Source organism: Sandarakinorhabdus sp. DWP1-3-1 (genome assembly GCF_049896705.1).
Taxonomy (GTDB): domain Bacteria; phylum Pseudomonadota; class Alphaproteobacteria; order Sphingomonadales; family Sphingomonadaceae; genus Sandarakinorhabdus.
The window spans coordinates 1,712,966-1,737,986 of the sequence record NZ_JAFCUV010000001.1; the positions used below are offsets into that span (position 1 = coordinate 1,712,966).

18 protein-coding genes are annotated in these 25,021 nt (G+C 68.2%); 3 read left to right on the top strand and 15 right to left on the bottom strand.

Translation table 11 applies throughout. The features are described 5' to 3' along the window. The first annotated feature begins 2 nt into the window (after positions 1-2). The gene (locus ACP7AI_RS08310; protein WP_426166040.1) at positions 3-1,409 is read left to right on the top strand and encodes a methyltransferase; all 1,407 of its coding nucleotides are present in this window, start codon (positions 3-5) and stop codon (positions 1,407-1,409) included. Between the two features lie 21 nt (positions 1,410-1,430). Here ACP7AI_RS08310 and tssM read toward each other — a convergent pair whose 3' ends face one another. The 15 genes from tssM to tssA form a co-directional block, all read right to left on the bottom strand. Further along, complete coding sequence (gene tssM, locus ACP7AI_RS08315) at positions 1,431-4,901, bottom strand: type VI secretion system membrane subunit TssM (protein ID WP_426166594.1); 3,471 nt, start codon at positions 4,899-4,901, stop codon at positions 1,431-1,433. A gap of 57 nt (positions 4,902-4,958) precedes the next feature. Next, positions 4,959-6,335: a type IVB secretion system protein IcmH/DotU gene (gene icmH, locus ACP7AI_RS08320; RefSeq protein WP_426166042.1), complete on the bottom strand. Its 1,377-nt coding sequence runs from the start codon at positions 6,333-6,335 to the stop codon at positions 4,959-4,961. Beyond that, on the bottom strand, positions 6,332-7,675 hold the full coding sequence (gene tssK, locus ACP7AI_RS08325; protein ID WP_426166045.1) for a type VI secretion system baseplate subunit TssK: 1,344 nt from the start codon (positions 7,673-7,675) through the stop codon (positions 6,332-6,334). The genes icmH and tssK overlap by 4 nt, the downstream gene beginning before the upstream one ends. Positions 7,676-7,720: 45 nt before the next feature. Further along, positions 7,721-9,313, bottom strand: coding sequence for a type VI secretion system-associated FHA domain protein TagH (tagH, locus tag ACP7AI_RS08330; RefSeq protein WP_426166047.1), 1,593 nt, complete (start codon positions 9,311-9,313; stop codon positions 7,721-7,723). An 11-nt stretch (positions 9,314-9,324) separates the two neighbouring features. Next, the gene (locus tag ACP7AI_RS08335; protein WP_426166050.1) at positions 9,325-9,936 is read right to left on the bottom strand and encodes a DUF6931 family protein; all 612 of its coding nucleotides are present in this window, start codon (positions 9,934-9,936) and stop codon (positions 9,325-9,327) included. Between the two features lie 2 nt (positions 9,937-9,938). Beyond that, entirely contained in the window at positions 9,939-11,837 is a 1,899-nt protein-coding gene (locus tag ACP7AI_RS08340; protein ID WP_426166053.1) for a type VI secretion system Vgr family protein, read from the bottom strand. A 216-nt stretch (positions 11,838-12,053) separates the two neighbouring features. After that, positions 12,054-12,524 carry an Hcp family type VI secretion system effector gene (locus tag ACP7AI_RS08345; RefSeq protein WP_426166055.1) on the bottom strand — a complete coding sequence of 157 codons (471 nt, stop codon included), beginning with the start codon at positions 12,522-12,524 and terminating at the stop codon, positions 12,054-12,056. Positions 12,525-12,623: 99 nt separating this feature from the next. Further along, positions 12,624-15,281, bottom strand: coding sequence for a type VI secretion system ATPase TssH (tssH, locus tag ACP7AI_RS08350; protein ID WP_426166058.1), 2,658 nt, complete (start codon positions 15,279-15,281; stop codon positions 12,624-12,626). A 180-nt stretch (positions 15,282-15,461) separates the two neighbouring features. Then, a complete protein-coding gene (gene tssG / locus ACP7AI_RS08355; RefSeq protein ID WP_426166061.1) occupies positions 15,462-16,541 on the bottom strand; it encodes a type VI secretion system baseplate subunit TssG in 1,080 nt (359 codons plus the stop codon). A gap of 10 nt (positions 16,542-16,551) precedes the next feature. After that, a complete protein-coding gene (gene tssF, locus ACP7AI_RS08360) occupies positions 16,552-18,366 on the bottom strand; it encodes a type VI secretion system baseplate subunit TssF (protein ID WP_426166064.1) in 1,815 nt (604 codons plus the stop codon). Between the two features lie 8 nt (positions 18,367-18,374). Then, complete coding sequence (gene tssE / locus ACP7AI_RS08365; RefSeq protein WP_426166067.1) at positions 18,375-18,839, bottom strand: type VI secretion system baseplate subunit TssE; 465 nt, start codon at positions 18,837-18,839, stop codon at positions 18,375-18,377. Positions 18,840-18,843: 4 nt separating this feature from the next. Continuing rightward, positions 18,844-20,286, bottom strand: coding sequence for a type VI secretion system contractile sheath large subunit (tssC, locus tag ACP7AI_RS08370; RefSeq protein WP_426166070.1), 1,443 nt, complete (start codon positions 20,284-20,286; stop codon positions 18,844-18,846). 19 nt (positions 20,287-20,305) lie between these two features. Continuing rightward, positions 20,306-21,802 (bottom strand): type VI secretion system contractile sheath large subunit, encoded by a 1,497-nt coding sequence (gene tssC, locus ACP7AI_RS08375; protein WP_426166072.1) that lies wholly within the window; start codon positions 21,800-21,802, stop codon positions 20,306-20,308. A gap of 5 nt (positions 21,803-21,807) precedes the next feature. Beyond that, the gene (gene tssB, locus ACP7AI_RS08380; RefSeq protein ID WP_426166075.1) at positions 21,808-22,320 is read right to left on the bottom strand and encodes a type VI secretion system contractile sheath small subunit; all 513 of its coding nucleotides are present in this window, start codon (positions 22,318-22,320) and stop codon (positions 21,808-21,810) included. Between the two features lie 77 nt (positions 22,321-22,397). Further along, positions 22,398-23,555: a type VI secretion system protein TssA gene (tssA, locus tag ACP7AI_RS08385; RefSeq protein WP_426166077.1), complete on the bottom strand. Its 1,158-nt coding sequence runs from the start codon at positions 23,553-23,555 to the stop codon at positions 22,398-22,400. A gap of 123 nt (positions 23,556-23,678) precedes the next feature. On the opposite strand from tssA, the gene ACP7AI_RS08390 reads away from it, so the two are divergent. Both ACP7AI_RS08390 and ACP7AI_RS08395 read left to right on the top strand, forming a co-directional pair. Beyond that, the gene (locus ACP7AI_RS08390; RefSeq protein ID WP_426166080.1) at positions 23,679-23,972 is read left to right on the top strand and encodes a PAAR domain-containing protein; all 294 of its coding nucleotides are present in this window, start codon (positions 23,679-23,681) and stop codon (positions 23,970-23,972) included. Between the two features lie 41 nt (positions 23,973-24,013). Continuing rightward, complete coding sequence (locus ACP7AI_RS08395; RefSeq protein ID WP_426166083.1) at positions 24,014-24,985, top strand: isopenicillin N synthase family dioxygenase; 972 nt, start codon at positions 24,014-24,016, stop codon at positions 24,983-24,985. The last annotated feature ends 36 nt before the right edge of the window (positions 24,986-25,021 follow it).

Genomic DNA, 25,021 nt, shown 5'->3' on the forward strand with positions numbered 1-25,021 from the left:
CCGTGACCGCGACAAGCTATGATCTCGTCGCCTATCCGGCGACGATCTTCTCGGTCACCCATCCCAGCCGTCTCGCCGCCATCGCGCGGCTCCACGGCCTCGACGCCCCCGCCGTCGAAACCGCGCGCGTTCTCGAAATCGGCGGCGGCGACGGCGTCAATGTCATCGCCATGGCGGCTGCCTACCCCCGGGCGCAGTTCCACAATTTCGACCTGTCGGCGGTCGCGATCGCGCGTGGCGACGCCCTGATCCACGCTGCCGGGCTGACCAACATCGTCAATCGCGTCGGCGACATCACGGTCGCCGCCGATACGCTGGAGGGGCCGTTCGATTATATCATCGCCCATGGCGTCTATGCCTGGGTGCCGCCGCCGGTACGTGCCGCATTGATGCGGCTCGTCGGCCGCGTCCTCGCCCCCGACGGCGTCGCCTTCATCAGCTATAATGCGCTGCCGGGCGGCCATCTGCGCCAGGTCATCCGCGACCTGATGTTCCATCACCTGCAGGGCATCGACGACCCCGCTGCCCGGCTGCAGCGCGCCTATGAGGTGCTGGAGGATTTCGCCCGGCCGCGGAGCGACGAGCGCGCCATCGTCGCCGCCATGCGCGAGGTGGCGCGGCCGATGCTGCGCCATCACCCGGAAACCTTGTTCCACGACGAATTGAGCGGCGAATGGCATCCGCAGCTGTTCAGCGACGTCATCGCCGCCGCCAATGCGGAAGGGCTCGCCTTTCTCAACGATGCCGCGCCGGTGCTGATCTTCGACGGCCTGCCGGGTAACGACGATAACGATGCCGCCGTGGTGCGCCTGGCGCAGACCACCGATTTCGGCTCGCTTGCCTTTTTTCACCAGACCCTGCTGGTCCGCGACGGGCGGCGCCCGGCCCGCCGACTCGATCCGGAGTCACTGGCACCGCTGTTCGTGTCGAGCCAGGCGGTGCGGATCGGTGCCGATCGCTTCAGGATCAAGGAGGATGAATTCACCGTCGGTGATGCCGTCCTCGCCGATCGGCTGGCCGCGCTGTCGGCGCGCTGGCCGCAACGCCTGCCGGTGAGCGCCGTCGCCGATACGCCCGACATGCTGGAAGCGATGTTCCGGCTCTATACCGCGGAGGTCGTTGGCCTTTATGCGACGCCGCTGCCCGGTGTCACCACGGCCGGTGCGAGGCCGCAGGCCAGCCCCGTGGTCCGCGCGCAGATCGCCGCCGGGCACCGCAACCTGTTCTCGCTCGACCATAACGTCGTCGCCATGCCGGTCGACGGGCCGTTGGCGTTCCTGGCGCTGCTCGACGGCAGCCGCGACCGCGATCAACTCGCCGCCGACTGGGCGGCATCGGGCCATGGCCATGAGATCGATGTCGAGGCGGCGCTGCAGCAGATGGCCGCGGCGGGATTCCTGGTCGCCTGAAGCGGCGCTGCGGCGCGTGCCTCAGCCGGCGACCGGCGTGGTGCCGACGCCGGTGGTGATCCGCGCCGGGCAGGCGATCTTGATGAACGGGTCGACGACGAAGGGATTGCCGGCGACGAACGTCCGCACCCGGAAATCGAAGCGTGCGCCGCCTTCGGTCAGGCTGCCTTCCCCTGCCGAAGGCGTCGCGCCGGCGCGAACGGCGGCGGCTTTCATCAGCCGGAACAGCGCCCATTGCCCGGGCCAGGTCCGCACCGCCGGCACGCTGCTGCCCTCCACGCCGAATTCCACCGCGGCGCCGCCGGCGCCGGGCCATTCGAAGGTCGCGGGCACCGCCGCCTTGCCGTCGTATTTCAGCACCTGGCCGTCGATCTTCAGGCTCACTGTCTTGGCGCCGGCAAGGGCCACCGGCTCCAGCTGGTAAACCAGCCGCGGCGCCTGGGGGTCGCTGGCGAAAAACGTCCGTGTCACCAGGCTGGCGGCCTGCAGCGCCCGCACATTGGCCTCGGTCAGCCCGATTTCGCCGGCATTGGGCCTGGCCTGCCATTCCGGCCCGCTGGTATCGACATAGCCCGCCAGCTCCTGCGACACGAACTTGGCGAGCGTGCCCTGGGGGGCAAAGAAGCGGCTGAAATCGGGCAGCGAAATCTCCGCCTGCGCCGCCGGCTGCACCGGGAACGCCTTGGCGACCACCTCGGCACACTGGCTGCCGAAGCTGGCGTCGAGCGCCGCGCCCATCTGCGCCGTCCGCGCCCCGCCCAGCGCGACATTGGCATCGCTGGCGATCGCCTTGGCGATGACGCCGGCGGGTTCCGGCATGGCATTGGCGGTCTGGTCGAGCTGGCTGATCAGCGCCCGCACCTCGAGACTCGCCGCCGATCCCGTCTCGCCGCCGCCACCCGGCAGCACCGAGATGATGTTCAGCTTGTCGGCCAACTGCCCCATTCCCGACAGCATCAGGTCGAGCGGCGCGTTGGGCGCCGGCGGGCCGCCGCCGGGCGGGATGCCGACGAACATGCGCAGTGGCAGGAAGGCGGCGGTGACCGCTTCGCGGGCGTCGTTGCCGCCCGGCCCCATGCCGACGGCGCCCATCAGCTTGCCGCCCATCGCGCCGCCCAGCGCGCCGACCTTGGCGGCGCCCTTGGACGGGGTCATGTCCGACGCCTGCGCCGCGGCCTTCAGCAGCGGCGGCAGGGGTGACAGCGGCCCGCTGCCGTCGCGCAGCCGCTGGACGTTATCGGCCAGCGACGTTGCCGGGCGGGGCTGCATGCCGGCGAAATAGCCGCGCCAGCGCTGCAGGAACTCGGCGAAGTACAATTGCTCCAGGTCGCGCTTCAGCCCGGCCATGTCGGGCACCACGGTCGCCGCGCCACTGTCGCCGACCACCCAGGCCTCCTCCTCCAGCAGCTTGGGGCCGCTGGCGAGCATCGGCAGGAAGATGGTGTCATACCCCTTGCGGGTGAACAGCGCCGGGATACCGGATCCGGGCGCAAAGGCGCCGCTGGAGGCAAAGAATATCTCCGGCCGCGGCCCGGCATTCTCGCGCGCCGTCCATATCGGCTCGCCGGCCTCCATCGCCTTGCTCTTCAGCCGGCCATAGACGCGCACGGCGGGCGGCTGGGCGCGCAACACCTCGCGGGCGCGATCGATGCGCGTCGCATCGACGGCGACGGGCTTGAAATTGCCGTCGAACAGCGCCGCCGTGTGGCGGACCAGTTCGCTCGCCTCGGCGGCGACATCGCCGCCGCCGCCGCGCGCCGTCCACGCCGGCTGCACCCAGCCGGTGACCTGCTGGGGCAGCAACGGCCCGCGGCCGCCGAGCACGAGATAGGATTTGAGATCGTCGTAGAGCAGCGGCGGGTTGGCGCTGTCGGCGGCGATGCGGTCCTCCGCCAGGCCGGCCAGGATCGGCGTCAGCCGCCGCTGCAGGTCGCGGCCATAGATTGCCTTCAGCTCGGCACCGAGGCGCCCGCCCTGGCCCAGCCCGAGCCCGAAATCGCTCGCCGCCGCCATGTCGCCGGTCGCCTTGCCGAGCACGCCGAGCGCCGCCAGGTCCTCCGAAGCCGAGGCGGTGCCGCCGCGCGCGATGCCGGCGGCCTGGGCATAGGCGGCGGTGGTTTCATAGACGCCGCGGATCAGCGCGGTATTGCGGACATAGCCCCAGCCCCAGACGCCGATGGCGATGACCAGCGCCGCGACACCGCCGCCGACGCCGACGAGATATCGCTGCCGCGCCTTTTTCTCGGCCGCGGCATTGCGGCTGGCGAGGCCCTGTTCGGGGAACACCAGGTCCGAGAAAAAGCGCTTCAGGAAATAGCTGCGGCCCTGGCCGACGGCGCTGGTCGATGCCATCGCCGGCATGCCGACGGTCAGCAGGATGCGATCGACCGGGTTGCCGGTCTGGGTGCCCGAGGCAAGATAGACGCCGCGGACGCGGGCCGGCGTGTCGAAACGGCTTTTCTGGCCGAGCGCCGACAGCAGTTCGGCAAGTGGCGCGCGCAGCGACGCCAACTGCGCCGGAAAGGCGGCGATCTGGCCGCGACGCGGCAGCTCGGCCTCGTTCTGCATGCGATCGACGACCCGCGCCGCGACGCTGTTGACCAGCTTGTCGAAGCCCTGGAGCACCGCCGCGTTGTCGGCGCCTTCGCCGGGCGCCGTGGCGCCGAACACCTGGTCCGATTCGGCATCGGTGGCGCGGGCGAAATACTCGCGGAATCCGGCGAGCAGATCGGTCTTGGTGACCAGCACATAGATCGGCAACGCCTGGCCGAGCGAGGTGCCGATCTCGGCGAGCCGGGCGCGGATATTCTCCGCATGCGACGCCATCTTGCGGGCGTCGGCGAAATCGGGCGCCGGAATGGCAACGATGACGCCGTTCAGCGGCTGCAGCGGGCGATGCTGTTTCAACAGCGCGAGGAAACCCTTCCACCCTTCCGCATCGGCGGTCGCGTCGTCGTCCTGGGTGACATAGCGGCCGGCGGTGTCGATCAGCACCGCTTCGTCGGTGAACCACCAGTCGCAATTGGGTGTCTTGGGCTGGCCGCGCAGCGCGCGATATTCGCCGGCGACCGCCGTCGGGAACCCCAGCCCGGAATTCAGCAGCGCCGTCGTCTTGCCCGCCCCCGACGGCCCGATGATGGCGTACCAGGGCAGCTGATAGACATAGGTGCCGCGCGTGCCGAGCTTCGTCGACCGCAGCATCGTCAGCGCTTCGTTGAGCTTGGCCGACAATTCGTCGCCATCGCCGCGGCTGGTCGGCGCCAGCGCGTCCATCAGCGCGGCGTTGCGGCGCTTGTCACGGCCGCGCGCCCATAGCCAGTAACCGACGACGCCAAGCAGCGCCAGCAGCGCAAAAAGCGCCGTCACCGGCCACCAGCCGAACGGCCGCCAGCCGCCGATGGCGATGAGCGGCCCGACGAACCAGACGATGATGCCGAACAACAGCGCGCCGACGACGCGCCAGAACCACGGATTGCGCAGCAGCGCCTTCATCTTGGTCACGGCCTAATCCCCCGGTCGGTCATGTCATGCGCCCCCATCACCGCCACCTCAGCGCCACGCGACATCGTTGGCGACGCGCAGCTCGACGCGGCGGTTCTGGCGCCGGCCGTCCTCGCTGCCGTTGTCGCCGACCGGCTGGGCGTCGCCGACACCGCTCGCCGCGGTCCGGCTCGGGTCGGACAGGCCGGCGCTCGACAGCGCGCTGCTGACGGCCCGCGCCCGGGCTTCCGAAAGCGCCAGGTTCGACGGGAATTCCAGCGAACGAATGCCCTGGTTGTCGGTATGGCCGACGATGCGGATCGGTCCCTTGCTCAGGTTCGCCGCCTCCGCCAGCCGACCGAAGGTATCGCTCCATTCCGACGATGGCGTCGCCGCGGCCGATCCGAACAGCCCCTGGTTGACCAGCCGCAGCACGATCTCGTTGCCCTCGCGCAGCACGGCGACGCGGCCGCTTGAAATGTCGGGCGCCAGGATGGTCTTCATGCGATCGAATGTCGGCGTCGCGGTTTCCGGCGCCGGCGGCGGCGGCACGATCGTGGACGTACCGACCGCCTGGTTCAGCGAGGCCATGGCGGCATCGGACTGGCTCGACAGGCGGAACAGCAGCGCCGAAAAAATCACCAGCGCCACCGTCGCCAGCCCGGCGAGGATCGCCCAGAGCGGGATGCGCGGCGCATAGCTGCCGCCGGCCACGGCAACGCCCTGCCATTGCGGCGACAGGTCACCCGGCGGCGGCCCGGCGCGACCCGAAATGGCGCTGGCCAGCCGCGACCGCCGCTGCTGCAGCAGCGACTGCCCGCGCGGATCGAGCGCGGCGCGGCCCTCGAAGCCCAGCGACAGGCACTGGTAGAGCAGTTCCATCAACCGCGGCTCGCGCGCCGGGTCGCTCTCCATGCGCTCGGCGAACTGAAACAGGCGGTCACCGCCCTGGGTGTCGTTGTGATAGGCGGCGAGCAGACTGTGCTGCGACCAGGGGCTGTTGGCGCCCCAGGGCGTCGACATCACCGCATCGTCCATGAAGGCGCAGAGGATGTAATGCGCCAGCTGCGCGCTCTTGGGCTCGAGCCCCAATTTCTGGACACGCGGCGTGAAGGCGTCGAGTTCACGGATGACGAGCTGACGCAGCCCGGCGAGATCGGGGCCGACCGGCATGGTGCGGACCTGGCTGGCGAGGTGGATCAGCCGGCCGGCGGCCGCGACCAGCGGCTCGGGTCCGTAAAGGTCGGGCTCGGCAGCGGCGAAGTCGAGCCGGGCCGGGGTCCCGCCCGACTGGCGCTGCGCCTGGCCGGCGGCGGGCTGCGGCGCCGGCGGCACATAGGCACCCGGGGCTGGCGAAACCGGCGGCACGGGCGCTGCTCCGCCGATCGGTCGCCCGGGCTGGAACACGGTGCGTTCCGATGCCGGATCTTCGGGCTTGTCGCTCATGATGCGCTCCCCCTGATCGCCCAGAGTTCGAGTTCGAGCCCGGGAATGTCGCCCGCCACGTGCAGCGCGACGGCACCGGAAGTGCGCACCGTCTGCCATTGTTCATGGCGAGTGTTGATGCTGAAATACACCGAATTGGCGCGGAACGGGATCTGCCGCGGCTCCGACGGCATCGGGAAGATGTCGGCGCCGGGCAGCTGCCGCATCACGAGATCGCGGATATGCTCGACGGAGCCGATCTTGGCCCGCCGCGGCAGGTTGGCGCGCAGCGATTCGGTATCGACCGCCGCCCGCGCCGCCAGTACGAAGGCGGCGCCGGTGAACAGCGAACGGTCGCTGATCTGGCCGACGCGGATGCCATAGGCGCGATCTTCCAGCGGGATCGCCACCGCCGATTGCTCGAACACCGCGCTCAGCGAGCGGCGGAGGTCTCCCATAACGGCATCGAAGCAGACGCGTTGTTCACGGTGCGAATAGAGCGGCATGAACTGCGGGCGGTTGCCGCTGGCGGTGATCGTCGAGATTTCGGCGGCAAGGACGCACAGCGTGCCATAGAAATCCGCCGGATGGACGACCGGCAGCGACGCCAGGTGCTTGACCATCGCCTCCGCCCGGTTGACCGCCATCAGCATCAGGAAATCGGTGATGTCGGCGACGCCTTTCGCCCCCGGCGTGCCGAGCCGGCCGGCGATCGCCTCGCCGCGCTGGTGCAGCAGCCCTTCCAGTTCGGACAGGAACCCGGTCAGTGCCGGGCTCGCCGACGCACTGATCACGCAGGGGATGAAGCCCTGGTCGAGCGTTACCGTATCGTCGGCGCGGCGTTCGACGACCCGCGCCAGCGGCAGCGTCGCATAGCCGTCGAGCCCCTCGCTTTCGGCGCGCAGCGACAATTGCATCCGGCCGACATTCAGCGGCACCCGCGACGCTGCGCCATAAACGGCATCGGCGGCTTCGAATTCATGCGCGAGGAAGCGCGTTTCCGCCTGGGCGGATTTGTCGAGCGCGACATCGGCGGTACCCGGCCGGGCCAGCGGCACGCACAGATGGACGACGGTATCGCGCAGATCGCGCGACACTTCGAGCGGCAGCGGCGCCGCCGCCTCGTCGGGGATGCAGAACGGCGTACCGTCGTCGAAGATGCCGATGCAGCGCACGATCGCCAGCTTGCCGGTCTTCAACAGGCCGTCGTCGATGCGCAATTCTGCGATGCCGTTGGCGTGTGAGCGCAGCGGCGCCACCCGCGCCTCCAGCTGGGCGGTGCTGAAACGTTCGAATTGCTGGAAGTGCTGGGGACGCAGGAACATGCCCTCCGACCAGACCGGCTTGTTTTCCCAGGTCACCCCGCCACCACCCTTCCCCGCCAGCGGACCGCGATATCCGGCCCGCTATTTCCCCGCCTTCAGAAACTTTTCATAGCCGTCACGAAAGGCCATGCTCATCACGCTGTTGACGTTCGACACGGCATCGCGCCGCAACGCTTCGAATACTGTTTGATACACCGTCCAGGGATTGATGCCACGCGTGAACGGCAGGCCACGCTTCGCCCCCGACGCCTTGGCCATCAACGCCTCGATTTCCGCCGGCGACAGCCGCTCGAACACCGCGTTTAGCGCATGCTGGACGCCCGCCAGCATCGCCAGCTGGTGCTTCTTGACATCCTCGAAGGCCGTGCGCAGCGCCTCGTCGGCCGGCATGAAGCCAGGCAGCGGGTCGCCGAGCAGCAGCTTGGCCGAATCGAGCGGTGGCAGATGCTTCAGCGGGTTGTTCTTGCCCATGCTGAGCTGGGTGCGCTCGACGCGGAATTCATCCTTGAAGGCGGCGCGATCCTGGATGAGATCGCTGAGGCCGAGCACGACCTGGCGGTAGAGCACGCCAAGCCGCCGCATCGCATCGGGCGCCAGCCGCAAATCGTCGGGATCGAGCCCGGCGCCGTCGCAAAATGCCGCCCAGCCGTCGCCAGCGGGAGCCGCGCCGTGGGCCGCGGCGGGCGCCGGGCGCGCAGCAGAGGCGGGCGTCGCAGCGAAGACCTGGGGCGGCGGCGCGGCCGCCGGCATCGCAAACGGGTCATCGTCCGGCGACACGGCGTTGCCGGGCAGGGCAAAGGGGTCGTCCGGCATCGTCGCCGGCGCCGCATCACCGAAGGCATCGGCAAACGGATCGGCAAGCGCACCGAAAGCCTTGGGTGGTGGCCCCCCGAACGGATCGGCAGCCGCCGGCGCAAAGGCGGCGAAGGGATCGTCGACGGCCGGCGCCAGGGCCGGGGCGGCAAAATCACCGAACGGATCGGCCGCCGCAGGCGCAGCCGGCGCTGCCGCGCGCGGCGGCGCCGCCCAATCCTCCGGAATGCCGAAATCCGCCGCCACCGGCGTCATCGCCGCCATGATCGGTTTCGAAAAGGCGTCCGACATCGGCCCACCCCAGGCCGGATCGATCGGCGCACCACCGCCGCCGCTGCCCGGTGCCGGACCGAGGAAATCATGCATGGCATGGCCCAGGAAATCATGGACCTCGGCATGGCGATCGGGTCCGGTGCCCCAGATCGGGTCCGCGGCGGGCGTGAACCAGGCGTCGGGCTGGGCCATGCCGTCGAAACCCGCCGAGCCGCCACCCGGCAGCGGCGGCGCCGCCGCCGGGGTCAGCGCCACGCCGGCGCCGGCGCTTTCGGTGGCGATCTCGATGACGAAGTCGCCGAGCAGCAGCTTGTCCTTGACCCGAACCGCCACCGGCACCTGCGGCGCGATGCGCTGGCCAGGCGCGTTCAGCATCACGCCATTGGTGCTGGTATCGATGACGAACAGATCGAGACCGACCGCCGAGATCGTGCAATGTTCGCGCGACAGATGGCCCTGGTCATCGGGCAGCGCCCAGTCGCAACTGCGCGCATTGCGGCCGATCTTCATCTGGCCGCCGTCGAACTGCCGGCGATCGACATAGCTGCCAGGCGCGTCGCCTATCCGCGAAAGCAGGAAAGTCCACATGGTGCGTTCCGTCAGGCCGCGCCGCGCAGACGATCCATCACCGCCGTCTGCGCCTTGCGCCCGATGTCACCTTGCATCAGCGCCAGCCCGATTTCCAGCAGATCGGCCATGCCGACCTTGCCGCCGAGCGCCGGATCATGGATCAGCAGGATCAACGCGGTGCGTGCCGCGACGCCGGGCAGATGCGGCGCCGGTGGCACCGCCTGCAGGCCGCGCGGCGCCAGCGACGGTCCGCTCCAGGTCGCTGCCATCGCCGCCCAGCCCGGCGCCTTGCCCAGGTCGCAATTCCCGGCAAGCTCGCCGGCAAGCTCCGCATCCGCCGCCGCCGCGCTCTGCACCCAGGCCTCCGCCTGTTCGACCGCGGCCAGATCCGCCGGCCGCTGCGCCAGGTCGGGCAGCAGCCGGACGCACAGGCACGCCCACCAGACGACCTGGCGGTGCGGCAGCATCAGCGCCAGTGCCCGCACGCTGTCTTCGGCACTGGGCAGCCCCGACAGCGCGCCGAGCAGGTCCTGCGGCCCGCGTGCCATGGCGAGACAGGCCTTGCCCGATGGCGACAGGTCGGCCTTCTGGTCCAGTTCGGCGCGCTGATAACGCAGGGCAATGGCAGATTGCGTTGCCATGATCAGTTGATCTTCACCAGGCCGCCCTGCAGCGTCAGCATGGCATCGCCCTTGACCGTTGTCGTCGGCGACGCGAGGTCGGCCTTGCCGCCGGCCTTCATGTCGAGCGTGGCATCGGCCTTGATCTCGATCTTCGCCGCCTTGATCTCGATACCGTCGGGCTTCAGCGTGATCGTCGAGCCGCCGACCTTGATCTCGATCTCCTTCTTCGATTCATAGATCACCTTGTCGGTCACGGTGACCGTCTGCGTTTTGGTGATGTCGATCTTTTCCAGGCCCTCGATCTTGACGGTGCGGTCCTTGTTGACCGTCAGGCTCTGGTCCTTCTCGACGATCAGCGTCTGGTTGTTCTTGACCGTGCCCCAGTCGTCATTGTCGATCAGCCGGCGATAATCGCGGCCGGTGTAGAGGTAGATCTCCTCCTCGCCCGGCTTGTCCTCGAAATGGAATTCCTGCGAAATGCTGCCGTTCTTGTCCGAAACCGAGCGCCAGCCGCTCTGTGTCACCTTGCTGGCCGGATCGAACGGATAGGCCTGCGACGGCGTGTAGACGGTGCCGGCGACGAACGGCAGGTCGGGGTTGCCGTACAGGAAATCGATGATCACCCGCGTGCCCATGCGCGGGAAAAACTGGGCACCATGGGTCGAATGCGCCCATTGCTGCTGCACTGGCAGCCACACCACCTTGGGCAGCGGCTTGGCGCCTTCGTAATCCCGCGCCTGGGCGATCTTCACCGGCACCCGCCACTGCGCATCGACGACCGCCTGGCCGGCATCGCTGCTGTCGTCGCCGATGACGCCGAGCAGCGGCCCCGGCGCGATCCGCGGCGGCACGTTGACCGCCGGGCGAAACACCCGCGTCGCGTCGATCGCCGAAAAACTGTTGCCATAGCTGGCCTTGCCGCCATCGCGCAGCATCCAGGGATCATAGGCGCTGTGGGTGACCTCAGTCAGCAACAGCCGGTCGGGAAAGCCGCCGCCCTCGACTTCGATGGTGATCCGGCCGCCGGCCGCAAAATCGGGCGAATCGGCGGTGCCGACGACGGTGTCGGCCTGCTGCGCGCGATATTCGTTATGCGCCGCGCTGCGTGTGCCCAAATCGGCATTGGCCCCGGCCTCGGCGCCGGTGGTCTCGTACTTGTGGGTATAGACCTTGCCCCAGCTTTCCGACGCCGTCGCCGAATGCGTCCATGGCGTGTCGAGCTTGTTGACGTCGAAGGCATGGTGATCGAGCAGCCGCGCCGTCGCCCGCTGGTCGCGCGACAGCGATTTCAATGTCGAATCCGACCCCGACGGATGATAGACCAGCGCCGCGCCCTCGAGCACGTCGAAATAGTCGCTGGCCTTGTTGGTCACCGTCATCTTGTGCCGGAACGACCCGCCGCCACGATCGTAGCGGAAGAAATACATGAGGCCGTCCTGCGCCAGCAGGCGGGCGAGATAGTCGATCTCGACTTCGTCGTAGCGCACCGAATAGGTCCGCACCGGCGGCGCCGGCGAAACCGAGATCGTCGTCGTCAGCCCGGGCACATCGGCGGTCATCGCCTCGAAGATGTCGATGCTCGTCTTGTCCTGGATGAAATGCGTGCCGCGCGCATAGGCCAGCGCGTGATAGGCCGGGCGAACGCGCACGACGATGCGGGCGACGCCGCCGTCGGCCAGCGTCTGCACGGCATAGATGCGGCCGGCGAATACCCGTTCCTGCCCGTCGGTCAGCGTCACGTCCCATTCGGCCAGCTTGCCGATCCAGGGCGCCACGTCGCCGGCTTCGACCGGGATCAGTTCCAGGCGATAGTCAAAGGGTTCCGAAATGGCCTCGCGGCCATCGAAGCGCACCAGGGCATAATCGTCGATGGTGGCATCGGCGAGAGCCCGGAGATTCAGCAGGTGCGTCCCGGCCATGGCGGCCGTCTATGCGCCGATGCCGGCGAGAACCGCACGGCAATCGAGTGCGCCGCAATGGCAGGCACGGCAACGGGTGGCGCGAGGATGCGCTGTTCCGCGTCTTCCCGGCATGACGCCAGGCGACCAGACCGACATCGGCACCACTCCTGTCATTGCCGGCATGTTCGGCGGCCGGGGCAGGACACGCCTGCCCCGGCTACCATGTCGACGTGATCAGCCGACCTTGTTGGCGGCAAGATCGTAGATCAGGTGGGTCGCGGTACCGGCCTGTTCGCCGTCGCGGCCGGTGAACATCCAGTCGAACTTCGAGAAGTTCAGCGAAATCGACTCGCTCGGGAAATCACCGCCCGACGACTGGCTGAAGCCCGAAATGATGACCTTTTCGAGCTCGAGCACCGCATAGGCGACCGATTCGCCCTTGGAGGCGACGACGAAGTTGATCTTGCCCTTGGCAATGGTCTCGCCCATCAGCAGCTGCTTGAACAGCAGCTCCGACGACTTGTCGAGCTGCTTGGTCACGGTGATTTCCGAAACGCTCGGCTCCGACGTCGTGCGATCGCCGCCGCGCGGGCTGCCGACGCCGATGCCGGCGCCCCATTGAAAGCTGTTCAGCTCGATCATGTCCTTGAACTTGTCGTCGGTCGAGCTGCCCTTGATCTTGTCCAGTTCCATGTAGATTGCCACGTGACTCTCCTCTTTTCACCGTTGACGACCCCATGTCGCCGCAACGAAGCTGCTTTTAATGGACCCGGTCGACCCGCCGTCCACCCGCGCTGGCCCGCTTCATGCCAGCTCGATTTCGTAATCGGCAGTCTTGCCGGCCGTGACCTTGACCGCGGTCACCTCGTTGCCGTCGGCGCGCAGGGCCAATAGTCGCTCCGCCAGGTCGGCGAGCAAGCCGCGCTTCAGGATGTTCTCGATATTGCGCGCACCGCTTTCGACTTCGGTGCAGCGGGCCACCAGCTTGTCGAGCAGGCTGTCGTCCCAGGTGAACGAAGCGCCGTAATTGGCCTCGACGCGCTTGCGGATGCGCACCAGGCTGATGACGACGATCTCGCGCAGGATCTCCGGTGGCAGCGGGAAATAGGGCACGGTGACCAGCCGCCCCAGGAACGCCGGCTTGAAATATTTGAGCAGCGACGGCCGCAGCGCCTTGGCGAGTTCTTCCGGATCGGGAAGCTTCTTCTTGCCGCGGCACAATTCCTCGATCTTTTCGGTGCCGGCGTTCGACGTCATGATGATCAGCGTGTTCTTGAAATCGATGTCGCGGCCCTGGCCGTCCTTCAGCATGCCCTTGTCGAACACCTGGTAGAATACGTCCTGGACGCCGGGATGGGCCTTTTCCATCTCGTCGAGCAGGATCACCGAATAGGGCTTGCGCCGCACCGCCTCGGTCAGCACGCCGCCTTCGCCATAGCCGACATAGCCCGGCGCGGCGCCGACGAGGGTGGAGACCTTATGCTCCTCCTTGAACTCGCTCATGTTGATCGTGGTGACGTTCTGCTCGCCACCGTACAGCAGCTCGGCCAGCGCCAGCGCGGTCTCGGTCTTGCCGACGCCCGACGTGCCGCAGAAAAGGAACACACCCAGCGGCTTGCGCGGATCGGCAAGGCCGGCGCGGGCGGTGCGCACCGTCTGGCCGATGATGTCGAGCGCATAGGGCTGGCCCTTGATGCGATTGCCCAGCCGCTCGTTGACCGCCATCACGGCGCGGATCTCGTCACTCGCCATGTTGCCGGCCGGAATGCCGGTCCAGCCCGACAGCACCTCGGCGACGACCTTGCTGTCGACGACGTCATAGACCATCGGCGTCGGGCCCTGGACCTCGGCAACCCGGGCCTGCGCCGCGCGCAGCGTCGCGGTAAGCGCCTCCGCATCGGGCGAATCCTTGGGCAGTGCGTCGATCGCGACCCGCGCCTCGGCGACCGCCTTGACCGCGTCGCGCTCGATCGTCCAGCGCTCGGTCAATTCGGCGCGCTCGACCTCCAGCGCGGCCTTGCGCTCGGCACCCGCCGCCAGCTTGGCGGCCACATCGACGCCCGAACGGCCCTCGCGCTCCAGCATCGTGACTTCCGACGCCAGCAGGCCCAGCTGCCGTTCCAGATTCTCCACCGCCGGCGGCGTCGCCGCCTGGCTGATGCCGACCCGCGCGCAGGCGGTATCGAGCAGCGAGATCGCCTTGTCGGGCAGTTGCCGCCCGGAAATATAGCGATGTGACAGCCCGGCGGCCGCCTCCAGCGCCTCGCCGAGGATGCGGACATTGTGATGCTTTTCGAGCACCGGCACGAGCCCGCGCAGCATCGCCACGGCCAGCGCCTCGGGCGGCTCCTCGACCTTGACGACCTGGAAGCGGCGGGTCAGCGCCGGGTCCTTCTCGAAATACTTCTTGTACTCGGCCCAGGTCGTCGCCGCGATCGTCCGCATCTCGCCGCGCGCCAGCGCCGGCTTCAGCAGGTTGGCGGCGTCGTTCTGCCCTTCGGCGCCGCCGGCACCGATCAGCGTGTGCGCCTCGTCGATGAACACGATGATCGGCGTCGCCGAGCCCTTGACCTCGTCGATGACCGATTTTAGCCGGTTCTCGAATTCACCCTTGATGCCGGCACCGGCCTGCAGCAGGCCAAGATCGAGCGACAGCAGGCGGACGTTCTTCAGCGCCTCGGGCACGTCGCCCTGGACGATGCGCAGCGCGAACCCTTCCGCAACCGCGGTCTTGCCGACCCCTGCCTCGCCGGTCAGGATCGGGTTGTTCTGCCGGCGCCGCGTCAGGATGTCGACGATCTGGCGGATTTCCGGATCACGGCCGAAAATCGGGTCGATCTTGCCGGCCTTGGCCTGCGCCGTCAGGTCGATTGTGTATTTGTTGAGCGCTTCCTGGCCGCGCGCCGCCGGCGCACCGCCGGCCGCTGCGGGGGCGCCGCCGCCACCGCCGCCCGGCGCGGGCGCGGCATCGGCCGCGGCGCGGGCCTCCTCCGACCGCGAGGCAATCTGCGTCATCGTCGTGCGCAGGGTCTCGACCGGGATCCTGGCGAAATGGGTGCTCGCCTCGCGCGCCAGGATGGCCAGGTCGTCGGCGGTCAGCAGCGCCAGCAGCAGATGGCCCGATCGGACCATGGATGCGCCATCCTCCAGCGAGGCCAGCAGCCAGGCTTCGCGGATCAGCTTGACGATGTTGGGGGCCAGCGCCGGGGCGCGACCATTGCCGGTCTTGAACCGGTCGATCTGGCGATTGATGTCCTGCGTCAACCGCCCGGCATCGACTTCGAAATGGCTCAGGATGACCGCGACATCGGATGTCTGCCGATCGATCAGCCGCAGCAGCCAATGTTCGATCTCGACATCGTAATTGGTGCGCGACAGCGCCAGGCCGGCAGCGCCTTCCAGAGTCGAACGACAAGTGTCGTCCAGCTTCGCGACAAGGCTTTTCAGATTAATCTGCGCCACGCCCGTCCCCCGATCGCCCCCGCAGGCGCCCTGCACATCGACAGGAGGCTATTCGCCTCCCCCGTGCTATCTCGGGTCCCGCAACGGCAAAGAAACAAAAGCCGTTGTCCAAGTAAGGACAGCGACGATTCGCCCCAATGCCTCTACAATGTTTAACGCACCTTGCGGTTACTCACAATGTTAAAATCCCGCAGCGATCTGGCTGCGGTCGATCGGGATCTCGCAATCCGCCATGATCGTTCCGGCACCGCCCGGACTGCCCAGCCAGGCCGTGCGGGCCAGCAGCGCCGGCGTGGCGGCGCTGCCCAGCTGCAGCGGCGGGATATCGCCGGCATCGATGCTGAGGCGCAGGATCGGCTGGTGCTCCAGGCCGGCGGCGATCAGGCACGCTTCCCCCACCGTCCGCGCCGGGCCGTCATCGCGGCAGAAACTGACCAGCTCGGAATGGCTCAGTGGCCCCATCGCCACGACATAATGGTGCTGCACGTCGAGCACCGCGGCGCCGATGATGGCGGCGTCCAGGCTGCCGAGTTCCGGCGCATCGCTGCTGCTGCCGAGCTGCGAAAATCGCCGCATCGCCGGGCTGCCGAGCCGCGTCTGCTCGGACAATGGGATCGCCAGCCATACCGGTTCGGCCTGCAGCACCTGCAGGTCGAACCCGGTCAGCGCGTGCAACACCGTCTCGACCGCCGCCGCGCTGCGCCGCTGGTCGCCGAGCTGCGCTGCCAATGGCGCCAGCACGGCATCGTCGATGCCCAGCCGGTTGCGGCTCGACGGCGTCGCAAATCCGGCGAGCGCCAGCACCGCCCGGCTGATCGGATCGTCGCCCGATCCGGCGCTGCGTTCCGCCGAAACGACCCAGTTGTACTTGCGGAAAATGCGATAGAAGAACGACAGCGCGCGATGATCGAAGATGTTGGTGAAACTGGCCAGCGAGCGGTCGCGCAGCCGGCGCCGCTGCAGCTGCACCTCGCTGTAGAATGGCGGCAGCGCCGGCGTGGCGCCCGCCAGGCCAAGCAGGTTGGTGGTGACCGGCAGCGGCCCCCCGCCGACGGCCGCACCGATCTCGGCGATGTCGCTGGCGACCAGCGACATGCGGTCCGATGCGGTGAAATGCACCGCTTCCTCGCCCGGCGGCACGTCACCGCCGACCTCCACCGGCCCGGGGCCGCGCTGCTGCGCCAGCTGCTCGCCGATGCGCACCAGCTGCGGGAACGCCACCGCCCCGACCCGGGCGCGCAGCGTGTCGATCAGGCCCATGATGGCGCCATCAGATCAGCGGCCGATCGCCGACCCGCGGCGTCCAGGTCTTCCAGGCCCCTTGTTCGCGCCGCAGCCGCGCACTGACGCGCACGAAGCTGTTGAGCGCACAGGCGGTGGCCAGAAAGCGCTCGATCACCGTGCACATCAGGAATGCCCCCGATCCCGACAGCCGCTCGTCGTCGATTTCCAGGCTGACATCGATGCCGGCGCACATCGCGGTATGGCCGCGCAGCCGCATGCGCGCGACCCCCGGCGTGGCGCTGACCGACACCAGGCGTTCCCGGAGTGATCCCGATTCGGCACTGTCGGCGACATCATACAGCGCCAGCACCTCGCGCAGCGCCGCGCCGCCGCGCGGGCCGCCGGCGAGGCTCAGGTGATTGAGCGACAATTGCCCCAGCAGCTTCCACACCGCCGCCCGCTGGCGGGCCGGCCGGCGCGTCGGCGTCGGCTTGGTGACCGCGGCCGCACCGCCGACGCCGGGCATGGTTTCGGCCAGTTGCAGCGTCGGACGGCCGCCGCCGAACGGCAGCCGCACCGGCAGGTCGCGATTGGTGACGAGGATGCGGGTGCCGGCGACGGTGGCATCGTCCTTCAGCAGCCGGCCGTCGAGATCGGCGATCGACAGGAATACATCGTCGCCGCCGCCGGGCCCGAAGCTCGATCGCCGCGTCGTCGCGTGGAACATCCGCCCCATCCGCGCCGAGCCATGGTCGACGGCATGCAGCGGCGGCGCCGACAGCCGTTCCCCCGATCCGTCCTGCAACGTCACCGCCAGCACCGAATGCACCTCCAGCCCGTCCTCGCGGCGGCTGTCGGGGATGATGCGATATTCGATGCTGCTGTGGTCGATCTGGATCGGCTCCGCCTCCATCTCGAACAGGTTGATCGCCGGGCAGGCGAACAGCTCGAAATCATCGCCGCGGACGACACGCTCCAGGTCGGGTGACAGGCGGTCGAAGTAGAAGAACAGGTCGAGCTGGTCGCCGGTGATGTCGAGCGTCCGCGCCGCCAGGCCCGAAACTTCGATGAACAGATGCTTCTGCGGATAGGCGAAATGTTCCTGCACCGCGGCATAGGCGGTGCTGGCGATCTCGCCCTGCGGCAGCAGCAGCTCGTCGGGCTCCAGCCCCATCAGCCGCAACGCCGAAACCGGCAGCAGCACGGCGCGCGGATCGGCCGGCCCGGTGCCGACGCCGATGCCGATCAGATTGGCGCCGAACTGTTCGACCAGGATCTGGGCCCGGCGCGCGTCGCTCTTGATGTACAGCCGCAGCCGGTCGATGCCGAGGCCGGCAAGGTCGATGTCGGGCTTGCTCGTCGCCAGCGACAGCCGCAGCACGCCCTTGGCCCCCGCCAGCCCCAGCGCCGGCGCATCGAGCGGCGGGCCGCCCATCGCCGCCGCCTTGATGCGCAGCGGCAGCAGCGTGGTGTCCCAGCAGGTGCGATAGCGGCACGGCTCGCCGTTGACCGTCTCGGTCAGCAGCATGGTGCCGCGCGGGATCGTCACCGGCTTGTCGAGATCGGGCGCGGCATCGATGCGCGCCACCATGAACGACGGCACCGGCTGGACGAGGTGCGGGTACAGCGTCAGCAGCAGCGCGTCGGAAAGCTCGGGAAATTCATCGTCGATCTTGTGGCGCAGCCTGGCATTCATGAACGCCACCGCCTCGATCAGCCGGCCGATGTGCGGGTCCTCGACCGCCTCCCGCGTCAGCCGCAGCCGCGACGCGATCTTGGGATAGGCGTCGGAAAAGGCGCCGGCGCCGCCGCGCAGGAAATTCAGCTCGCGCTGATAATATTCGATGAGGTCTTCGATCATTTCAGGGGCTAACCCAGCTCGACCGCGATGGCGCGGTCGCTCGGCCGCAGCTTGGCGTCATAGGTGACGGTCTCGTCGATATGATCGACATTGAGCACCGCGGTGATGCGGAACCGCACGCCCGTCGATGTCGGCGCGCCGTCGACGTCGACCTCGACCTTGCTCAATCGCGTCTCGTGCGTCCGGATGCAGGCGGCGATCATCCGCCGGATGCGTTCGCGCACCGCCGCGGTGCCGAAATCCTCGGTACTCAGATCGGGCAGGCCGAAGCCGACGATGGTGTCGCCGATGCCGTCGTGCGCGCCCATCCAGGCCGAAAACGGCCGCTTGCTGTTGAGCAGGCCTTCGAGGTCGCGGCGCAGCCCCAGCTTGTAGCGGACCAGCGCGCGCTCCTCGCTTTCGTACGGCTCCTGCGCCAGGTCGGGATTATCGTCGAGCAGGCGATCGAAGATGGTGAGCGGGATCTGGGACATGGGGTCAGCTGCCGGTTTCGCGGCCAAGGACCGTCGTCAGCCGGAATTCCGATGCGATCTGGTCGAGCTGGTAATGCGGCCGGATGGCGATCTCGCAGCCATAGGTGCCGGGCTTGCCGGGCACCTCGCTGACCAGCACCCGGGCCTGGCGCAACGGATATTTCAGCCGGGTTTCCGGCGAGGCATCGTCGCTGCCGGTGACATAGCCGTTCAGCCAGTCCTGCAACAGCCGCTGGCACTGGTTGGCATCGGTGTACTTGCCCACCCAGTCGCGCGCCATCACCTTCACATAATGGGCGAAACGGCAGACGCACATGATGTAGTTGAGCATCGCGCTCATCTTGGCATTCATCCGTGCCGCCTCGCTGTCGTGGTCGGGCGGCCGGTGCAGGCTCGGCAGGTTGAGGAAGGCGACCGCGCCGGTCAGGTGCAATTGCCGGATGGCCATCAGCCCGGCGGCATTCAGCGCCACCTCCTGTTCCTCCGAAATGGCATTCTCGACGGCAAAGCGCGCGACGACGCGGTGATGGTCGCTGGGCAGGAAATGCCGCACCGGGCCTTCGATCACCCCGCCATCGCCGGCGGCAATGGCGCCGCGGATGCCCGCCGGCCAGCGGTGGATGCGCATCGCCCGCGCCGCGACCTGGGCCAGGCCGAGGCCGCCGTTCATCCACAGCAGGTCCCGCGCGGCGCCGACCTGCTCGTCATAGACAAAGCCCAGGCGCGGCAGGTCGCGGCCCCGATACAGGTTGCGGGCCAGCAGCCGGGGCACCACCGCCCCCAGGAACCGGCAATCGGACTGGCTGCGCAGCCGGTCCCAGCGCGCATATTCGGCGCCGGTCATCGTGCCGGAAATATCCTGCCGCAGGTCGATCTCGTCGAAGCCGTCGAGACCGATCATCCGCGGGTCGACCCCCAGGATCACGGGGCAAAAGGCGGCGGCGGCGACTTCGGCGAGCGAGGCCAGTGCGGCGATGTCGTCGGTGCGGCCGCCGGTCCGGTGCCAGATCTGGTGATCGACGATGACCATGCCGAACGGTTCGCCGCCCGGCGTTCCGAATTCGTCGCTGTAGATGCGTTCGAACAGCACGGTCTGGTCGAAACTGAGCGCGCGTTCGAGATCGCGCGTCATCTCGCCCCAGCGCGCGTCGAAGATCCTCAGCTTGACCTTGGGATCGTCACCCATGCCGTCGAGCAGCCAGTCGACACCGCGCCACAATGCCTCGAGCCGCTGGAATGCGGGATCGTGGAGGACGCGATCGAGCTGTTCCGAGAGCAGCCGGTCGATCGCCGCAATGGTGCGCACCGCACGGGCCCGCACCCGCGCCTCGCGTTCAGGGAAGAACGGCGGGACAGCCGCGGCCGGCGCCGCCGCCGGACGCGCCGGCGCGAACATGACGGCGCTGTCGCCATCATCATCCGCGTCGACGCGTCCTGCGGCGGGCACCGGCTGGCCGATCGAGGGCCTAGCTCGCCTTGGGGATGCGCGCGACGAGGCGCATCGACGTCGTCAGTTCCTCGAACTGCAGCCAGGGCCGCAGATGCGCGACGGCGGTAAAGGATCCCGGCGCGCCTTCGACTTCCTTGACCTCGATCCGGGCCTCGCGCAGCGGATATTTGGCACGGGCTTCCTGGCCGGCGCCTTCCGAGGCGTTGACATAGTTGCCGATCCAGCGGTTCAGCCACTTTTCGGTGTCGCTGGCTTCCATGAACGACCCGATCTTGTCGCGCGCCATCACCTTCAGATAATGGGCGAAACGGCTGGTCGCCATCAGATACGGCAGGCGTGCCGAAATGGCCGCATTGGCGGTCGCTTCGGGCCGGTCGTACTTCTTGGGCTTCTGTGTCGTCTGGGCACCGAAGAACACCGAATAGTCGGTGTTCTTGTAGTGGCAGAGCGGCAGGAACCCGAGATCGGACAGCTCCTTTTCGCGGCGGTCGGTGATGCCGATTTCCGTCGGGCATTTCGAATCGAGATCGCCGTCGTCCGACTGGAACACGTGCGTCGGCAGGTCGGTGACCTTGCCACCGCCTTCCGCACCGCGGATCGCCGTGCACCAGCCATATTGGGCATGGGCATCGGTCAGCCGGGCGGCCATCGCATAGGCGGCGTTCATCCAGCAATAATCGTCGTGCTTCATCGACTTGGCATTGCCCTGGGCGTCGAACGGCGCCTCTTCATAGGCAAAGGCCTCGACCGGCTTGGTGTCGGCGCCATAGGGCAGCCGCGCCAGCACCTTGGGCATGACGAGCGTGACGAAGCGCGAATCCTCGGTCTGGCGGAACGAGTTCCACTTCATGTAGTCCGCGGTCTCGAACAGCTGCTTCATGTCCATCGGGTTCGACAGCTCGGTAAAGCTGTCCATGCCGAACAGCTTTGAATCGGCTGCGGAGATGAACGGGCAGAACCCGGCCGCGGCCACGCTCGACACGTTGGTCAGCAGTTCGAGGTCGTCGGGATGCTTGGAGAAGTAGAAATCGCCGATGAGCGTGCCGAACGGTGCGCCGCCGGCGGTCCCGAACTGTTCCTCGTAGACCTTCTTGTAGAAATTGCTCTGGTCGAAGTCGGTCGCCTTGGCGAGATCGGCGGCGAGCTCCTTCTTGGTGACGTTGAGCAGCTGGATCTTGAGGCCCTCGCCGATCTCGCTGTTCTTGACGAGATAGTTGAGGCCGCGCCAGCTGCCTTCCAGCTGCTTGAACTTCTCGGCGTGCATGACCGCGGCCAGCTGCTCCGAAATCTGCGCGTCGATCTTGGCGATCGCGTCGCGCAGCGTCACGGTCAGGTTCTTCTGGAACTGGACGGTGCCGCTCATCGCTTCCTGCGCGAGGGTGCGCATCAGCTGTTCGACACGCTGCGGCTCGGTCTGCTTGGTTACGCTGATCGCCTGGTCGAGCAGGCTGACTTCGGCTTCCGCGGCGACGGTGGCGGCGCCACCGCCGGCCTGGGCTTGGCTGTCGGACATCGGGACTACTCCTTGGGGCTGTCGTCGCTACCGAGCTGGTCGCGAAGGCTGGCAATCTGGGTTTCGTCGCGCAGGATCTTCTCCAGCAGGCCTTCCAGCTGTTCGGACCCGTCGGCCTTGGCCATCAGGTCACGCAACTGGTTGCGGGTTTCCATCAACTTGCGCAGCGGCTCGATCTGTTCGACGAGCTTCTCGGGTTCGAAATCCTCCATCGAGCGGAACTTCAGCTCGACGGCGAATTCCTTGCCGTTCTTTTCAAGCGTGTTCTCGACCTTCAGCTTCACGGCGGGCTCGATGCGCGCCATGACCTGGTCGAACTTGTCCTTCTTCAGGTCGACGAACTTGCGCTCCTTCAGGCTCTTCTTCGGCACCGCCGAATCGCCCGAGAAATCGCCCATCACACCGACGACGAACGGCAGTTCCTTGAGCTCCTGGGCGCCTTCGGTCTCGACATCATAAGTGATGTGAACCCGCGGCTTGCGTACCCGCTTCAGCTTGTCATGTACTGAACCAGCCATTTCCGCTCTCCATCAGGCGCCCCAGCGCCGCTTGCAACTAGACGGGAAGAGCCCGCCCACCTCATTTCCGACCAGCTTTAACTTTCACTCGGTGGCTTGATGCCCGATCGCCAGTAAAATGTCTGGCGCGTGCTTGAGTCGGGGATCAATTCTTCGAGAAAGGCATCAAGACTCATTCGCGCCCGGCGGTCAACCTCACGCAATGCAAAGCCGAGCGGCGACAGCGGTTCGTTACTGTCGAAGTAATCCGCCGCCGCCGCGATCGCGCGCAGGGCATCGTCGCGCCGGGTGATCTTGCCAAGCACCATCGGCCCGCCCGCCGCCCCCGCGCCCGTCGCCCCGCCCGCCGCTGCCGGCGCATCGCCCGCCGTCGCGTCCGCCGCCGCCTCGGCCACTTCGATGGCGTCCTCGGGCAGCTTCTTGATCAGCGAATCGAGCCATTCGCGCATGTTGCGCAGCTCGTCGGACACCCGCGATGCCGATGGAAAGCGCGGCTTGGTGCGTTCCGAAACATAGGCGATCGTCCGCCGCCACGCCGCCTCCGACGCCGCGATCCGGTCCGCCGTCGCCTGCAGCGTGCGCCGCGAAATCCGCCGCGCCGTGGCATCGGCGGCGTCGAGCGCGTCCTGCGCCTCCTGGTTGCGGCCGCTGCGCTGTTCCGCGGTTCCCGATGTCGAGCCGCCGAGCAAGGCATCCGCGGTGACCCGGTCGAGGTAGCGCAATTCGCTGCCGCCGTCGCTGCCCAGCGGCATGCGGCGCAGCGCCATGATCAGCGTGCCGTCCTTGTCGCCGCCGCCACCCGACAGGCCCGACAGCGGCTGGAAGCGCGCCTCGATGCCGTCCTCCTCGTCCTCGACCGGATAAAGGCCCTGTTCCCAATAGGTCTCGACCAGATTGGCGAGCAGCGTCATCGCCGCTTCCAGCCCCGGCGGCCCGTCGAGCCGCACCGCGGCCTCGATCAGGATCGCCATCGGCTCCAGATCCTTGGAATAGCTTGCCAGATATTCGCGCGCGGTGTCGCCGAGCTGGTCCCAGCTCCAGTTTTCCGAATCGGCCGCGTCCTCGCCCATGGCGGCGCGCTGTTCGGCCCGGAATATCGATTTGCGCTGGAACCGGATCTCGCGGAACAGCTCGCCGGCGGCGCCCTCGTCCTCGCGCCCGTCCACGCCGACGGGCGTGTCGGCCGATTCGATCGCCGCCAACACCGATGCGCCATCATCGTCACCGATGATCACAATCTGCCCCCGAATCCGCGCCGCGCCCATTGTGGCGAGCGCGGCGGCAAGATGCGACTTTTGTTTGGAAATGCAAACCGGAATATGCGCATACCGAAACATTATCCTGGAGGCACGATTTCGATGGGCCAGCCGGCATCGCGAATCACCGACATGCACGCCTGCCCGGCGTTCACCGGGCCCGTGCCCCATGTCGGCGGCCCGATCTCCGGCCCCTGCGTGCCGACGGTGCTGATCGGCGGCCTGCCGGCGTCGCACATGGGCGACATGTGCGTCTGTGTCGGCCCGCCCGATTCGATCATCAAGGCCAGCATGACCGTGCTGACCGGCAGCGCCGGCGCCGTCCGCATGGGCGACCAGACCGCCCATGGCGGCGTCATCGTGCTGGGCTTCCCGACGGTGCTGATCGGCGGCTGACGGCAACTGGCGCTCCCCGGGCGCCCGTGCGACGCTGGGCCATGGCCGACACGCTCCCGATCATCGACATGGCCGCGCTGTTCGGCACCGACACCGCCGCCCGCCGCCATGTCGCCACGGCGATCGACAGCGCCTGCCGCGACCGTGGCTTCTTCTACCTGACCGGCCACGGCATCGCGCCGTCCGCCTTTGCGGCGATCGAAGCCGCCGCCCATGATTTCTTCGACCGGCCCGCCGCCGACAAGGCCCGCATCGCGATGCGCCATGGCGGCCGCGCCTGGCGCGGCTGGTTCCCGCTGCACGGCGAGCTGACCTCGGGGCAGCCCGACGGCAAGGAAGGCCTCTACCTCGGCGAGGACCTTGGCCCCGACGATCCGCGCGTCGCCGCCGGCTGGCCGCTGCACGGCGCCAATCTCTGGCCCGCCACCGTGCCGGCGCTGCGCCCCGCCGTCGAAAGCTGGATGGCCGGCGCCGCCCGCGCCGCCCATGCGCTCGCCGCTGGCATGGCGCTGGCGCTGGACCTGCCGGCCGACCATTTCGCCCGACGCTACACCGCTTCGCCGACGCTGCTGTTCCGCATCTTCCGCTACCCGCCGGGCGAAACCGGCTTCGGCGTCGGCGAGCACACCGACTATGGTTTCCTCACCCTCCTCGCCCAGGATCGCCACGGCGGGCTCGAGGTGCGCACCCCCGGCGGCTGGCTCGCGGCGCCGCCGATCCCGGGCGCGCTGGTCGTCAACATCGGCGACATGCTCGACCGGCTGACCGGCGGTGTCTGGCGATCGACCCCGCACCGGGTCGTCAACGGCTCGGGGCAGCAGCGCCTGTCCTGGCCGCTGTTCTTCGACCCCGCCTTCGATGCCGTCGTCGAGCCCCTGCCCGGCTTTGCCCCGCGCACCGACCATGGCCGCTGGGACGGCGCCAGCGTCCACGCCCCGATGGGCCGCTACGGCGACTATCTGCTCGGCAAGGTCGGCAAGGTTTTCCCGGAACTGTCGGCGACGGCGCTCTAGGGCGCACTCGACTTTGGCGTCGTCCGGCGGAATGAT

Coding starts and splice junctions, on each gene's coding strand:
- tssM (WP_426166594.1), bottom strand. CDS start 4,901: ATGAAGGCGCTGCTGCGCAATCCGTGGTTCTGGCGCGTCGTCGGCGCG.
- icmH (WP_426166042.1), bottom strand. CDS start 6,335: ATGAGCGACAAGCCCGAAGATCCGGCATCGGAACGCACCGTGTTCCAG.
- tagH (WP_426166047.1), bottom strand. CDS start 9,313: ATGTGGACTTTCCTGCTTTCGCGGATAGGCGACGCGCCTGGCAGCTAT.
- ACP7AI_RS08335 (WP_426166050.1), bottom strand. CDS start 9,936: ATGGCAACGCAATCTGCCATTGCCCTGCGTTATCAGCGCGCCGAACTG.
- ACP7AI_RS08340 (WP_426166053.1), bottom strand. CDS start 11,837: ATGGCCGGGACGCACCTGCTGAATCTCCGGGCTCTCGCCGATGCCACC.
- tssG (WP_426166061.1), bottom strand. CDS start 16,541: ATGGGCCTGATCGACACGCTGCGCGCCCGGGTCGGGGCGGTGGCGTTC.
- tssF (WP_426166064.1), bottom strand. CDS start 18,366: ATGATCGAAGACCTCATCGAATATTATCAGCGCGAGCTGAATTTCCTG.
- tssE (WP_426166067.1), bottom strand. CDS start 18,839: ATGTCCCAGATCCCGCTCACCATCTTCGATCGCCTGCTCGACGATAAT.
- tssC (WP_426166072.1), bottom strand. CDS start 21,802: ATGTCCGACAGCCAAGCCCAGGCCGGCGGTGGCGCCGCCACCGTCGCC.
- tssB (WP_426166075.1), bottom strand. CDS start 22,320: ATGGCTGGTTCAGTACATGACAAGCTGAAGCGGGTACGCAAGCCGCGG.
- ACP7AI_RS08390 (WP_426166080.1), top strand. CDS start 23,679: ATGGGCCAGCCGGCATCGCGAATCACCGACATGCACGCCTGCCCGGCG.
- ACP7AI_RS08395 (WP_426166083.1), top strand. CDS start 24,014: ATGGCCGACACGCTCCCGATCATCGACATGGCCGCGCTGTTCGGCACC.